The following is a 13,899-nucleotide window of genomic DNA, read 5'->3' as shown; positions in this document are numbered from 1 at the left end:
CGCTTATGGATACCATAAGCGAGGTCTCTGAAACTCACATACCCGCGGTCAGGATTCGACTTTCGGCGGCTCGACCTCGAGTTTCTGGGCGGCGATCACGGCTTGGGTGCGCGAATGAACGCCCAGCTTGCGCAGAATCGCGGTGACGTGGGCCTTGATGGTCGCCTCGGAGACGTTGAGCTCAAAAGCGATCTGCTTGTTCAAAAGGCCTTCGGTCAGCATGTTGAGCACGCGAAACTGCTGCGGCGTGAGCGAGGCGATCGCCTCGGCAAAGCGCGACTCCTCTTCGCTGGTCTCTTCCAAAATGCCGGCCAGCGCCTCGGGCAGCCATACTTCGCCCTGAAGGATCTCACCGACCGCCTCGGCAATCAGTTGAAGCGACGACGACTTGGGAATAAAGCCCGAGGCACCGTAGTCGATGGCGCGGCGCACGACGTAAGGCTCGTCGCTACCGGAGACCACCGCTACCGGCACGTCGGGCATCTGGCCGCGAAGCTGGATAAGTCCCGAGAAGCCGTGGGCGCCGGGCATGTGCAGATCGAGCAAAATCAGATCCGCGTCCGGGTGGCGGTTCACCACCTCGGTGGTAGCTTCCATGGTATCGGCTTCGACGATCTCCGCCTGGGGAGCCAATTGACGCAACGCCTGGGTAAGCGCTGCTCGAAACAGCGGATGATCGTCAGCGACGATAAACTTATGGGCTACTGCCATGATACTCCTCCGGTTCCTCGAGCGCGGGACATCTTTGCCGCAACGGCTAGCTCATACGGTTTAGCATGGTACCCCATGGGCTTTAAGTTACAAAAGCTCCGCCATGCACAATTTGTCATTCGTCATCCGGCGTAAAAAAACGGTGCCGGCTAAAAGCCGGCACCCGAACGGTTGTGACCTGCGTTCAACTTAACATAGCCTACCATTCAACGTCTGATATTCCTTGGCGGGCTACTGCGTGGCGCGATGCTCGATCAGATCGTCGACCACCGAGGGATCCGCCAGCGTGCTGGTATCCCCAAGCCCCTCGCACTCGTTGGCGGCGATCTTGCGCAGAATCCGGCGCATGATTTTGCCCGAGCGAGTTTTGGGCAGCCCCGGCGCCCACTGGATCACGTCCGGCGAGGCGATCGGCCCGATATCCTTGCGCACCCACTGGGTCAGCTCCTTCTTGAGCTCGTCAGAGGCCTCGATGCCATCATTCAAGGTGACGTAGATATAGATGCCCTGGCCTTTGATATCGTGCGGAAAGCCTACTACTGCCGCCTCGGCGACCGCTGAGTGCGCAACCAGCGACGACTCGATCTCGGCGGTGCCCATGCGGTGACCGGAAACGTTCAACACGTCATCTACCCGCCCGGTGATCCAGTAATAGCCGTCTTCATCGCGCCGGCAGCCGTCGCCGGTGAAGTACATGTTGTCGTAGGTCGAGAAGTAGGTCTGCACGAAGCGCTCGTGGTCGTCCCAGATAGAGCGCGCCTGCCCCGGCCAGGAGTCGAGCACCACCAGGTTGCCTTCGGTCGCACCTTCGAGAAGAGTGCCTTCGTTGTCGACGAGCGCCGGCTGGACACCGAAGAAAGGCCTGGTAGCGGAACCGGGTTTGAGGTCGGTCGCGCCGGGTAGCGGGGCGATCATGATGCCGCCGGTTTCGGTTTGCCACCAGGTATCGACGATCGGGCATTTTTCGTTGCCGATCACCCGGTAGAACCACTCCCAGGCCTCCGGATTGATCGGCTCGCCGACCGAGCCCAAAAGGCGCAGCGAGTCGCGAGAGCTTGAGTCCATCACGCTGTCGCCGTGGGCCATCAGCGCGCGCACCGCGGTCGGCGCGGTATAAAGGATATTCACCTGGTGCTTGTCGACGATCTCACCGATGCGGCCGTGGCTTGGGTAGCTGGGCACGCCTTCGAACATCAGCGTCGTCGCGCCATTGGCCAGCGGCCCGTAAACGATGTAGCTGTGACCGGTGACCCAGCCGACATCCGCCGTACACCAGTAGATTTCGCCTTCCTGGTAGTCGAACACGTACTGGTGGGTCATGGCCGCGAACAGCAGGTAGCCGCCGGAGGTGTGCTTGAGCCCTTTGGGCGCACCGGTGGAACCGGAGGTATAGAGAATGAACAGCGGATCTTCGGCGCCCATCGCTTCCGGCGCGCACTCGGTGGATTGCTGATCGACCAGATCACTGAACCAGATATCCCGCCCCTCGTGCCAGTCGATATCGCCGCCGGTGCGTTTGACCACCAGCACGTTCTTGCACACCTCGGTGCCATCGCGGGTCAGCGCCGCGTCGACGTTCTCCTTGAGCGGTACCTGTTTGCCGCCGCGTACGGACTCGTCGGCGGTGATGACCAGTTTGGAGTCGGCGCCGATCACGCGCTGGGCAACGGCGTCCGGGGAGAAGCCGCCAAACACCACCGAGTGCACCGCGCCGATACGCGCACAAGCGAGCATTGCCATGGCGGCTTCGGGAATCATCGGCATATAGAGCGTGACCGTATCGCCACGGCCGACGCCCAGGGACTTCATCGCGTTGGCAAGCTGGTTGGTGCGCTCGTAAAGCTCGCGGTAGCTTACGTGCTTGGTGTCATTCGGGTCGTCGCCTTCCCAGATGATCGCGGTCTGGTCGCCGCGCTTTTCCAGGTGGCGGTCCAGGCAGTTGGCGGCGACGTTGAGCGTGCCGTCCTCGAACCAGCGGATATCGACATTGTCACGTGAAAACGAGGTGTTCTTGATGGTGCCCGGCGCCTTGATCCAATCGAGTCGCTTGGCCTGCTCGGCCCAGAAACCTTCGGGGTCGTCGATGGAGCGCTGGTACAGGGCCTCATAACTGGCCTTGTCAGCCCATGCATTAGCAGCGATGTTATCGCGCACCGGATAAACGTTCTTATGCTCGCTCATGACACTGCCTCAGTCCGTGAAATTGCAATAGTTGGAAAACGGCGCCGCCCGTAGATCGTGCCGGGTCAGGCGGGCAAATATCAACCTAGCATAAACCTACTCAGAGCACCTTCCCCTTAGACATTGGTAGTAGCTAATTTGCCATAAAAAACAGGTGTTTAATGCCCTATTCTGGTTCAACTCGGGCGATGAAGCGAAGCGTGTGGGCGCAACGCCGGCACTTGTAGCGCCGCCCCTTGGCCGCCTGAGCATGGCGTTGGGCAGTGAAATGGTGGCTTTGGCAATCGCAGCGGTAGTGATAAGGCCGGCGCTGGGTTTGGGTGATATCCAAGCGGTGGGTCACGCGCGGGGCAAGGCCGTAAAGCTCGCGCATCACGGTTTGCCACTCGCGCCCGTGAGGCTTCAGGCGCGGGCCGTTTTTGAGATGGAACACCAGCCAGTGGGCCATTTCGTGGGGAATGACCTCATCAAAATAGGCCAGGCGGTTGTCCGCCATCAGCGCCGGGTTGAAGCGCAAGCCCCCGCGCCCCAGGTGGGCCTGGCCGGCGCTAGCGCCCTTGAGGTCGAACCACACCCTGGGCGCGGGTAAATGGGGGTGCACCTCGCGAGCCCGCGCCAGCGCCTCGTCGACGCGGGTGCGGGCAGCGTCAAAAAGCGCCGGCTGGCTTAACGCATTTAGCCGCTCGAGCGGCCAGGCGGGCAGTGGAGAAATACGCATTGATGATAAACTAGCTCCCAGGTGACGCTTGCCAGTGTGAGCGATCGCGCCGGATTTCTCAAAATGATCGAACGAGGCCTTTTATGGCAGTTGAACCGCAAAGTAGCAGTGAAAATTCCGAGCAGCTCCCGCCGGAGCCGCTGCTGGACGACGAGCAGCTCGACCGGCTGGACGACTTTCTCGACTCCGACCGCGTCGGCGAAGACGCGCTGGATCTGATTTCTGCCCACGGCTTTTTGGTGGCGCTGGCCGTGGCCCCCAGCGAGCAGCCTCACGACACCTGGCTCAAGGAGCTTTTTCAGGGCGAGCCCGACTACCAGGACGCCGCCGAGCGCGATGAGATCACCGGGCTCTTGGCCACCCTTCGCGACAATGCGGTCAGCGTGCTAGAGCAAGGGGGGCTTCCGGAGCTGCCCTTCGAGCTGAGCCTGGACGGCATTGCGCCGGAAGAGACGCCCATCGGCGACTGGTGCGCCGGGTTCATGGAAGCGGTGTTTAGCGACGAAAGCGCCTGGTTCCAGGACGATGAGGAGGCCGCGGCTACGCTACTTTTGCCTTTCATGCTGCTCTCCGGGCTTTTCGACGACGAGCCGGACATGCAGGATTTAGCCGGCGACACCGCCCGCCAGGAGGAGCTCGTTGCGCAGTTGCCGGAGCTGGTGCTCGATTTATACCTGCACTACCGCGTACCGCCGGAAACCGCCAAGCCCAAGCCACGGCCCAAAAAGCCCGCCGGTAAAAAATCGCCCAAGGGCAAAAAGCGTTAGAGCCGACCTACTTAAGGCGCATCACCACCGCGTTCAGCAGCCCGTAAATCCACTCGCGGGCACGCTGGCCCCAGGGGCGCTCACCCCAGGCGGTGGCATCGACCTCGTCGCTTGCGGCGAAGTTACGCTCGAAAAGCGCCTGAACCTGGCGGGCCATATCAAAAGATTCGATCTCCTGATTGGCCTCCAGGTTGTAGTGCAGGTTCCAGTGATCGAAGTTACACGACCCGATACTCACCCAGTCGTCGGCGAGCACGAACTTGGCGTGGATGAAGGTCGGCTGGAACTCGTAAATCCGCACTCCCGCTTTCAATAGCGCCTGATAGTAACGCTGCCCGGCGTAGCGCACGCCCGGGTGGTCGTGTTTTTGGCCAGGCAACAGCAAACGCACATCGACCCCGCGCCGGGCCGCCCAGGCCAGCCGCCGGCGCAGTGAAAACGTCGGTACGAAGTACGGCGTGCAGAGCCAAAGCCGCGTGTCGGTGTGGCGCACCCGCTCAAAAAGCGAACGCCGGATCGCCTGGTAGCGATAGCCCCGGGCCGGCATCACCCGCCCCTTGGCGCCGTCATCGAACGCCGGCGGCGTACGGCGCTCGACCAGCTCGCACTCGGGGCTACCCTTGGCGCGGCGCGTCAGCTTCGAGCGCCACAGCCGGCGAAATAGTGACTCCCAGTCGTTAACCGATGGGCCCTCGACGCGCACGGCAATTTCATACCAGGCCTTCAAAAACTCATCCACCGCGCCGAAGCCACCGGTAAACGCCACCCCCCCATCCACCACCACGATCTTGCGGTGATCCCGGCTCAAGTTACGTGCCAGCGAATGAAGCCCCAGCGGGTTGAAAAAGCGCAGCGCCACGCCCCCTTCCATTAGCCGCGCACGGTCTTTACGCGCAAGCCCCCGGGCGCCGTAGCCATCGAGCAGCAAATATACCTTCACTCCCCGCGCGCTGGCGTCGATCAGCGCCTGACTTAGCCGGTCGGCAAGCTCGCCGGACTCCATCAGGTAGAGTTCGACGAAAATATAGTGTTCGGCGCTCGCCATCGCCTCGAGCATCTCGGGCAGAAATATGGATGCTTCGGGCAGCAGGGTAAAGCGATTACCGTCGCGCCATATGGGCGACATGGCGACTCCTCGGCCGTTAACGGGGTTTAAGCGAACGGTGCACGTAAAGGTCGTAGCGGCTGGTTTTGCCCAGCAGCGTATGATTGGGCGCGGGGCCTTCGATGGGCGGCGCCTTGCGCGGGCGCTTGACCGCCACGCGGTGAGTGGCCACATCCAGCGCCTGCTCCAGAAGAAGCGGCGCATCGTCGTCGCTGCCCGCCAAAAGCCGAAACAGACGCATCTCCTTTTTCACCAGCGCGGACTTCTCCCGGTGAGGGAACATCGGGTCCAGATGAACGACTTCCGGGATAAAGCCGGCCTGCTCGACCAGCGCGGCGAGCGCGCGGGCAGCGTCGCCATGAAGCAGGTGCATTCGCGCCACGATCATCTCAACCTGGCTTTCGCGGGCGGCGCGGGCCAGGCCGTCTTCGAGCAGCGCGGCGATCGCCGCTACCCGCTCGATCAACAGCACCGGCGCCCCAAGGCTTGCCAGCACGAAGGCGTCGCGGCCAAGTCCGGCGGTGGCATCCACCACACTCGGTGTCACGCCCTGGCTCAAGCCACACGCCTTGGCGATCAGCTGGCCGCGCCCGCCGCCGAACTGGCGCCGGTGCCCGGCCTTGCCGCCGACGAAATCCACGCTCAAGGGGTGGCCGAACTCCCCAGGCTCGCCCGCAAGCGCTAGCCGCCCGTCTATTTCGGCCAGGCTCAGCCCGGCGGGAAGCCCAAGGCCTGGGGCCTGCACGCTATTCATGCAGGCTTCTTCCAGGCCACGTCGTTGCGCAGATAAACCGGCTGCACCTCGATCGGGGCCTGGCCGCCGCCGCTTTCCAGAGTGCGCAGCGCAAGCCAGGCCATCTCCTCGGCCCGGGGCTCGAGATCGCTCAGGTGCTGGGTCATGCTCGCCTTCAAGAGATCGTCGAACTGCTCCCAGAGGGTAAATCCCGAGCCGACACCGACCCAGTCGGTCTGCAGGTCGGGTAGCAATACCCGGGTAGGCGCTACGACCACCTCTTCATCGATCAACGTGGGGGCGTCGTTCTGACAGTGCCAGGCAGCGGTGTAGACTTCTCCCATGCGCGCATCGAGGGCGGTCACGACATGGCGAACGTGGTAGCGCCGATGAGCCTGGAGCGCCAGCGCCTCGAGGGTGGAGACGCCCACCAGCGGGCAGTCGAGGCCGAACGCCAACCCCTGGGCGGTGCCCGCGGCGATACGCAGCCCGGTAAACGAGCCCGGCCCCTGGCCATAGGCAATACCGCTGAGCGCCTTCGGGGCGATCCCGGCTTCACTGAGCACGTCGTCCACCATGGGCATTAGCCGCTTGGTATGGGCGCGCGGGGTATGCTCGAAGCGGGCCAGACATTCGCGGCGCTCGCCCTCGGCGCGGATGAGCGCCGCGGAACAGGCACTCGACGAGGCGTCCAGGGCGAGAAGGTATGACGGCATGACGACTTGATACTCCAATCCAGGGGCGCAGGTAACAGGGGCGCCTCGAGGCGATATGATAAAACCAGGCGTTGAACGCCGAAAGCCCGGCGATGTAAAAGGCCCGCATTAGCGGGCCCCGGTGCCTGAAAAGCCAGTAATTTAGCTCAGGGCGTCTTTCACTTGTTGCGTGATGTCGGCAACGCTGCCCACCCCTTCCACGCGCTGGTACTGGGGCGCCGCCTCGGGTTCTTGCGTGGCCCACTGCTGGTAGTAGTCGATCAGTGGTGCGGTCTGGTCGTGATAGACCGACAGACGATTGCGCACCGTGGACTCCTGATCGTCTTCGCGCTGAATCAGGGTTTCGCCGGTCACATCGTCCTTGCCAGGCTCTTTGGGCGGGTTATGGTCGATGTGATAGACGCGCCCGGAGCTTGGGTGTACGCGGCGCCCGGCCATACGGTCGACGATCTCTTCGTCGGGCACGGCGATTTCCAGCACGTGGTCGATCTTCACGCCGCCTTCGCGCATGGCGTCGGCCTGGGGAATGGTGCGCGGGAAGCCGTCGAAGAGAAAACCGTTTTCGCAGTCGGGTTGGCTAATGCGCTCTTTCACCAGGTCGATGATGATGTCATCGGACACAAGCCCGCCGGTTTGCATGATTTCCTGAACCTTCAGGCCAAGCTCGGTGCCGTCCTTGATGGCCGTGCGGAGCATGTCGCCGGTCGAGATCTGCGGAATCTTGAACCGCTCGCAAATGAACCGGGCCTGGGTTCCCTTACCCGCGCCTGGGGCACCCAACAAGATTAAACGCATGGCACTGCTCCTCGAGTCATAAATCGTTCAAAGTAATAAAACGGTCAAAGTAAACGTGAATAGAAGGACAATAACCGGGCCACTCGGGCGGCACAACTCTCCAAAAGCCTCAAACGAGCGCTTTTTTTCGTTTGGCCCGGCGCCTTGCCTCAAAAGGGGGTCGATGAAACGCAAGCGGCGCCCATAAAAATGGGCGCCGCTTACTTTCCGCCAACGCTGCCTAGAGCAGCAGGCGACGGATATCGGTCAGCACATCGGCCAAAAACGCGGTGAAGCGCGCAGCGTCAGCGCCGTTGATCGCACGGTGATCGTAAGAGAGCGACAGCGGCATCATCAAACGCGGCTGGAAGGCAGCGCCGTCCCAGACCGGTTTCATCTGCGACTTCGACACGCCCAGGATCGCGACTTCCGGAGCGTTGACGATCGGCGTGAACGCCGTGCCGCCAATCGAGCCAAGGCTCGAAATGGTGAAACAGCCGCCGGTCATCTCGTCGCGCTTGAGCTTTTTGCTCTGCGCTTTCTTGCCAAGTTCGGCCATCTCCTTGGCGATGTCGATCAAGGATTTCTTGTCCGCATCGCGAAGAACCGGCACCATCAGGCCTTCGGGCGTGTCCACGGCGATACCGATATGGACGTACTTCTTCCATACCAGGGTTTCGCCGTCGCCCTTCAAGCTTACGTTGAACTGCGGGAACTTCCTGAGGGCAAAGGCGCAGGCCTTGACCAAAAACGGCAGCGGCGTGAGTTTCGCGCCCTGGGCTTCGGCCTCGGCTTTCATCGACTTGCGGAAGTTCTCGAGCTCGGTGATGTCCGCCTCGTCGAACTGGGTCACGTGGGGCACGTTCACCCAGCTTCTGTGCAGATTGGTCGCGCCCATCTTGAGCAGACGCCCCATCGGCTTCTCTTCCACTTCGCCGAACTGGCTGAAGTCGACCTCCGGAATCGGCGGAATGCCGCTGCCGCCGCCGGCAGGGGCCGCGCCAGCCTGGGCCTTCGCACCGCCCTCGTTGGAGAGCGCCTGCTTGACGTAGGCCTGCACGTCCTCTTTCAGGATGCGCTCTTTCGGACCGCTGGGCTTGACGAGTTCGAGGTCGACGCCGAACTCACGGGCGAGCATGCGTACCGCGGGGCCGGCGTGGACCAGCTTGCCGTCGCGCGGTTTGTGCGCCGCCATGGCCGCTTCCGGGCTTGGCGAGCCACCCGCGCTTTCGCCCTTGCCTTTCGAAGGGGCCTTGTCAGCGGATTTGCTCTCGGTTTTTTGGGTCTCCGACTTCTTGCTCTCAGAGCCTTGGTTCGAGGTGCTGTTCTCAGCGTCCTTCTGTTGATCCGACGGCTTGCCGGTGGGCTTTTTCGCCTTTTTGGCACCGCCCGAGGAGGCCACTTCGATAATCGCGATCACCGTGCCTTCCGAGACGGTATCGCCCTCCTTGACGCTGACCTCGACCAGCTTGCCCTTGTAAGGGCTCGGTACGTCCATCGAGGCCTTGTCGGACTCCAGCGTGATCAGCGCGTCTTCTTCGTTGACCTCGTCGCCCTTGGACACGGCGATTTCGATGACCGGCACTTCCGAGGCGCCGGAAAGATCCGGTACGCGAACTTCCTTGCGCTCGGTCCCCCCGCTCTCTTCCTCGTCATCGTCCTCGTCGTCATCGGCTTCATCGGACTCGGTATCGCCGGCATCGGAAGCCGGGTCTTGCTTTTGCTCCGGCGCGTCGTCCGCGCTATCGCTTTCGTCCTCGCCGGCTCCTTCGCCTTCGATTTCGATCTGGCCGATCACGTCGCCTTCCGAGACGGTGTCGCCCTCTTTCACGGTGAAAGAGACGATCTTACCGGTGTGTGGGCTCGGCACGTCCATCGAAGCCTTATCGGACTCGAGCGTGATCAACGCGTCTTCGGCCTCGACGCTATCGCCTTCGCTGACGGCGACCTCGATGATCTCGACGTTCTCGGAGCCACCAAGGTCGGGTACGATAATATCGACGGTCTGCTTACCGCCGGATTGTTTGGCACTGCCGGAGGAAGCGCTTTTCTGCTCGCTTTTCTGCTCCTGCTGGCCTTCGTCCTGGGCGGCGCTTTCTGGCTGCTCGCTGCTTTGTTGGTCGTCGCTTTCGGCCTGCTCGCCGTCGCCGTCGCCGTCGCCGTCGCCGTCGCCGTCATCATCACCCTCGACTTCGAGCTCGATGATGTCGTCGCCTTCGGAGACCTTGTCGCCTTCTTTTACCAGCACCTTGACGACCTTGCCGCCCTTGGGCGAGGGAACATCCATGCTGGCCTTGTCGGATTCCAGCGTTATCAGGGCGTCTTCCGCTTCGATGACGTCGCCTTCTGACACCGCAATCTCGATGATTTCGACATCGGTATCGCCACCGATATCGGGAACTTTGATGATTTCGCTACTCAAGGTCGCGCTCCTTCCAAATCGGATCGAGCCGGCGGGCACTGCCCACCGGGCTGCGGTTTAGCTAGTCAGCGGGTTACGCTTGTTGGCGTCGATGTTGTACTTCTTCATCGCCTCGCCCACCAGCTTACGTTCGATATCGCCACGCTCGGCCAGCGCCCGCAGGGCGGCGACCACCACGAAGTAGCGGTCCACCTCGAAGAAGCTTCTCAGCTTCTCGCGGGTGTCCGAGCGGCCAAAGCCGTCGGTGCCCAGTACGGTGTACTCAGTCGGCACCCAAGCGCGGACCTGATCGGCATAAAGCTTCATGTAGTCCGTCGAGGCGATGGCCGGGCCCTCGCGGCCTGCCAGGCACTTGGTGACGTGGGGCGTTTGCGCCTCACTCTCCGGGTTCAGGAAGGCTTCGCGATCAAGGGTTAGCGCTTCACGACGCAGCTCGTTGAAGCTGGTGACGCTCCAGATATCGGCGCCCACTTGCCAATCCTCGGCCAGAAGCTCCGCCGCGGCTTCGACCTCGCGCAAAATGGTGCCGGAACCGAGCAGTTGAACGCGGCCCTTGTCACCTTTGGTTTCGCGCAGCAGGTACATGCCTTTGACGATATCGTCGGCGGGCACGTCCTCGAGCTCCGGGTGCTCGTAGTTCTCGTTCATCACGGTCAGGTAGTAGAAGCAGTTCTCCTTATCGGTGAACATGCGCTTCAGACCGTCCTGAACGATCACCGCGATTTCGTGGCCATAGGTCGGATCGTAGCTTCTGCAGTTGGGGATGGTGGAGGCCTGGATCAGGCTGTGGCCATCCTGGTGTTGCAAGCCTTCGCCGTTGAGCGTGGTCCGCCCGGCGGTGCCGCCGACCATGAAGCCGCGCGCCTGCAAATCGCCTGCCGCCCAAGCCAAATCGCCAATGCGCTGGAAACCGAACATCGAGTAGTAGATGTAAAACGGCAACAGCGTGACGTGGTTGTTGCTGTAGGAGGTCGCGGCCGCCATCCAGGCCGACATCGCACCCGCCTCGGTAATACCTTCCTCGAGAACCTGACCTTTCTGGTCCTCGCGGTAGTACATGATCTGGCCTTTATCCATCGGCTCGTATTTCTGCCCGGCCGCGGAGTAAATACCCAGCTGGCGGAACATGCCTTCCATGCCGAAGGTACGCGCTTCGTCCGGGATGATAGGCACGACGTACTTGCCAAGCTTCTTGTCCTTGACCAGGCCGTTGAGCACGCGCACGAAGGACATGGTGGTCGACACTTCACGGCCGCGCGAACCGCCGAGCTGCGAGGCGAAGGTCTTGTCTTCGAGGGTAGGGATTTCCAGCGCCTCGAAGTCGCTCTGGCGACTCGGCAGGTAGCCGTTCAGGCGCTCGCGCTGCAGGTGCATGTACTTGAGCTCCGGGGAGTCCTCCTCGGGCTTGTAGTACGGCACTTCCTGCAGCTGCTCGTCAGAAAGCGGAATGCCGAAGCGGTCGCGGAATTTCTTCAGCGCCTCGTGCTCCATGCTCTTGACCTGGTGGGCCTCGTTGGCCGCTTCGCCGTCGCCGGCACCCATGCCGTAACCTTTTACGGTATGCGCCAGAATGACCGTCGGCTTGCCGTTTTGGGTATTCACCGCTTCGTGGTAGGCCGAGTAGACTTTGAACGGGTCGTGACCGCCGCGGTTGAGCTTCCAGATGTCTTCGTCTGAGAGATCCTTGACCATCTCTTCGGTTTCCGGGTATTTGCCGAAGAAGTGCTCGCGGGTGTAGGCGCCACCGTTGGCCTTGTAGTTCTGGTACTCACCATCGACCGCTTCGTCCATGCGCTTTTGCAGAACGCCCTTGCTGTCCTTCTCGAACAGCGAGTCCCAATGGCGGCCCCAAACGACCTTGATGACGTTCCAATCGGCACCGCGGAACACACCTTCGAGCTCGTCCATGACGCGGGAGTTACCGCGTACCGGGCCGTCGAGGCGCTGCAGGTTGCAGTTGATGACAAAGATCAGATTGTCGAGGTTCTCACGGCCCGCCAGCGAGATCGCGCCCAGGGATTCCGGCTCGTCGCACTCGCCGTCGCCCATGAAGCACCAGATCTTACGATCGTGCATGTCCTTGAGCTCACGGTGATGCAGGTACTTCATCACGTGGGCCTGGTAGATGGCCTGAATGGGGCCAAGTCCCATGGAAACCGTGGGGAACTGCCAGTAGTCCGGCATTAGCCAGGGGTGCGGGTAGGACGAAAGACCGTCGCCGTCGACTTCCTGGCGGAAGCTGTCCATCTGATCCTCGGACAGCCGCCCTTCCAGGTAGGAGCGCGCGTAGATACCCGGCGCCACGTGGCCCTGGATGTAGACCAGGTCGCCGGCGAAGTCGTCCTTTGCCGCGCGGAAGAAGTGGTTGAAGCCCACATCATAAAGCGTGGCCGAGGACATGAAACTTGCGATGTGGCCGCCCAATCCCGGGTTTGCCCGGTTGTTACGAATGACCTGGGCGATCGCGTTGTAGCGAATCAGCGAGCGGATACGCCGCTCCATGAACAAATCGCCCGGCATCTGCGCTTCGCGGTGAACCGGAATCGTATTACGGTGCGGGGTCGTCACCGAGAAGGGCACCTTCATACCGTCCCGACGCATGCGATCCGCCAGGCGGGTCATCAGGTAGCGGGCGCGATCTTCGCCCTCACGATCCAGTACCGATTCCAGGGATTCCAGCCACTCCGTGGTTTCGACCGGATCGAGATCTTCTCTTGTCTCCAGACTCATAGAGGTCTCTCCGAATGACGATAAATGACAATACGCCCGCGACCCTTTTGGGGATGGGGCGGCTGCGACGTTGAGCCGCCAAGGCCGATAAAAGCCGAGCTTGCGTGTCTTGAACGTTTTTTATTCTACATTCAACGAGCTACCCGATCAGGCAAACGCTCGAGAATGTAGGAAAGCTACATAGGGGCCGTAAAGGGTAGCCTTTTGTATATAGAAGATACCGCAAAGTCGCTATTCTGCCAATTCCAGCGCGATGGAAATTCCATCCAAAACAGCATATTGCACCGCAACATAGCGCTTTTGGAAGCTATTTCCATACCCTCGACTGGCGGGAACTGTAGTCAAACTACCGTTTTATTTCCCGACGAATGAATGCGTTGGGCTTGTCAGACGCCCTGCTCGCCTAACGCAGGCGCAATGACGGTGAATTCAGACGTTGATGATAGTAGGCCCAATCAAAGCAGGGTCCCGGGTCCTCTTTACGAAGCGGGGCAATATGCGCGTGGCCGGTAATGCGCGACGCATCGAGCGCCGGATAACGCGCTATCAGCCACCGGGTCGCCGCGACCAGGCTTTTGTACTGGGCGCGGGTAAACGGACTCACGCCGTCGCCTTCGAGCTCGATACCCACGGAAAACTCGTTGAGCGCCTCGCGCGAACGCCCAAGGCAAGGGTCGAACCAGCGTGAGCGCCCGGCGTGCCAGGCGCGCCGGTCGGTATCGACAAACTGCACGCACTCGCCGTCGCGGCGGATCAACAGATGCGCAGAGACGCGAAGGTGGGCAATCGTTTCGAAAAACGGGTGGCGCTTCGCATCCAGGGTATTGGTAAACAGCGCCTCGATCGCCGGGCCGCCAAACTGGCCAGGCGGCAGGCTGATCGCGTGAATCACCAAAAGCGACACTTCGCCGCCCGCGCGCTCGTCTGCATTGGGCGATCTGGCCTGGCGTGCGCCAGGCCAGATGCCCGGGATACCGGGTTGGACCACGTCACCACTCTCCTCTAGGTTCGGGTAGTAAATTCACTATACTCTGCGCTATAC

11 protein-coding genes are annotated in these 13,899 nt (G+C 61.6%); 1 reads left to right on the top strand and 10 read right to left on the bottom strand.

All coding sequences use genetic code 11. From position 1 onward, the window contains the following. Nucleotides 1-48: 48 nt before the first annotated feature. From ACWHRL_RS03110 to ACWHRL_RS03100, 3 genes are all read right to left on the bottom strand, one after another. Nucleotides 49-711, bottom strand: coding sequence for a response regulator (locus ACWHRL_RS03110; protein ID WP_447527822.1), 663 nt, complete (start codon nucleotides 709-711; stop codon nucleotides 49-51). A gap of 231 nt (nucleotides 712-942) precedes the next feature. Next, nucleotides 943-2,892 carry an acetate--CoA ligase gene (gene acs / locus ACWHRL_RS03105; protein WP_447527821.1) on the bottom strand — a complete coding sequence of 650 codons (1,950 nt, stop codon included), beginning with the start codon at nucleotides 2,890-2,892 and terminating at the stop codon, nucleotides 943-945. A 166-nt stretch (nucleotides 2,893-3,058) separates the two neighbouring features. Continuing rightward, nucleotides 3,059-3,610, bottom strand: a complete 552-nt coding sequence (locus ACWHRL_RS03100) for a SprT family zinc-dependent metalloprotease (protein ID WP_447895188.1) — start codon at nucleotides 3,608-3,610, stop codon at nucleotides 3,059-3,061. Between the two features lie 83 nt (nucleotides 3,611-3,693). On the opposite strand from ACWHRL_RS03100, the gene ACWHRL_RS03095 reads away from it, so the two are divergent. Then, complete coding sequence (locus tag ACWHRL_RS03095) at nucleotides 3,694-4,377, top strand: YecA/YgfB family protein (RefSeq protein WP_447895187.1); 684 nt, start codon at nucleotides 3,694-3,696, stop codon at nucleotides 4,375-4,377. A 7-nt stretch (nucleotides 4,378-4,384) separates the two neighbouring features. Here the strand turns inward: ACWHRL_RS03095 and ACWHRL_RS03090 are convergent, their stop codons facing one another. From ACWHRL_RS03090 to ampD, 7 genes are all read right to left on the bottom strand, one after another. Then, nucleotides 4,385-5,503 (bottom strand): phospholipase D-like domain-containing protein, encoded by a 1,119-nt coding sequence (locus ACWHRL_RS03090; protein ID WP_447895186.1) that lies wholly within the window; start codon nucleotides 5,501-5,503, stop codon nucleotides 4,385-4,387. Between the two features lie 16 nt (nucleotides 5,504-5,519). Then, nucleotides 5,520-6,236: a class I SAM-dependent methyltransferase gene (locus ACWHRL_RS03085; protein WP_447895185.1), complete on the bottom strand. Its 717-nt coding sequence runs from the start codon at nucleotides 6,234-6,236 to the stop codon at nucleotides 5,520-5,522. Beyond that, entirely contained in the window at nucleotides 6,233-6,931 is a 699-nt protein-coding gene (tsaB, locus tag ACWHRL_RS03080) for a tRNA (adenosine(37)-N6)-threonylcarbamoyltransferase complex dimerization subunit type 1 TsaB (protein ID WP_447895183.1), read from the bottom strand. Before tsaB ends, ACWHRL_RS03085 begins: the two co-directional genes overlap by 4 nt. 141 nt (nucleotides 6,932-7,072) lie before the next feature. After that, nucleotides 7,073-7,726, bottom strand: a complete 654-nt coding sequence (gene adk / locus ACWHRL_RS03075; RefSeq protein ID WP_447895181.1) for an adenylate kinase — start codon at nucleotides 7,724-7,726, stop codon at nucleotides 7,073-7,075. A 220-nt stretch (nucleotides 7,727-7,946) separates the two neighbouring features. Continuing rightward, nucleotides 7,947-10,127: a pyruvate dehydrogenase complex dihydrolipoyllysine-residue acetyltransferase gene (aceF, locus tag ACWHRL_RS03070; RefSeq protein WP_447895180.1), complete on the bottom strand. Its 2,181-nt coding sequence runs from the start codon at nucleotides 10,125-10,127 to the stop codon at nucleotides 7,947-7,949. Between the two features lie 57 nt (nucleotides 10,128-10,184). Then, a complete protein-coding gene (gene aceE / locus ACWHRL_RS03065; protein ID WP_447895179.1) occupies nucleotides 10,185-12,857 on the bottom strand; it encodes a pyruvate dehydrogenase (acetyl-transferring), homodimeric type in 2,673 nt (890 codons plus the stop codon). A gap of 403 nt (nucleotides 12,858-13,260) precedes the next feature. Beyond that, entirely contained in the window at nucleotides 13,261-13,845 is a 585-nt protein-coding gene (gene ampD / locus ACWHRL_RS03060; RefSeq protein ID WP_447895178.1) for a 1,6-anhydro-N-acetylmuramyl-L-alanine amidase AmpD, read from the bottom strand. Nucleotides 13,846-13,899: the final 54 nt, after the last annotated feature.

The sequence above is a fragment of the Vreelandella sp. GE22 genome (genome assembly GCF_968212445.1).
The sequence above is the reverse complement of the archived record's forward strand: the minus strand, read 5'-3'. Positions and strand labels throughout refer to the sequence as shown.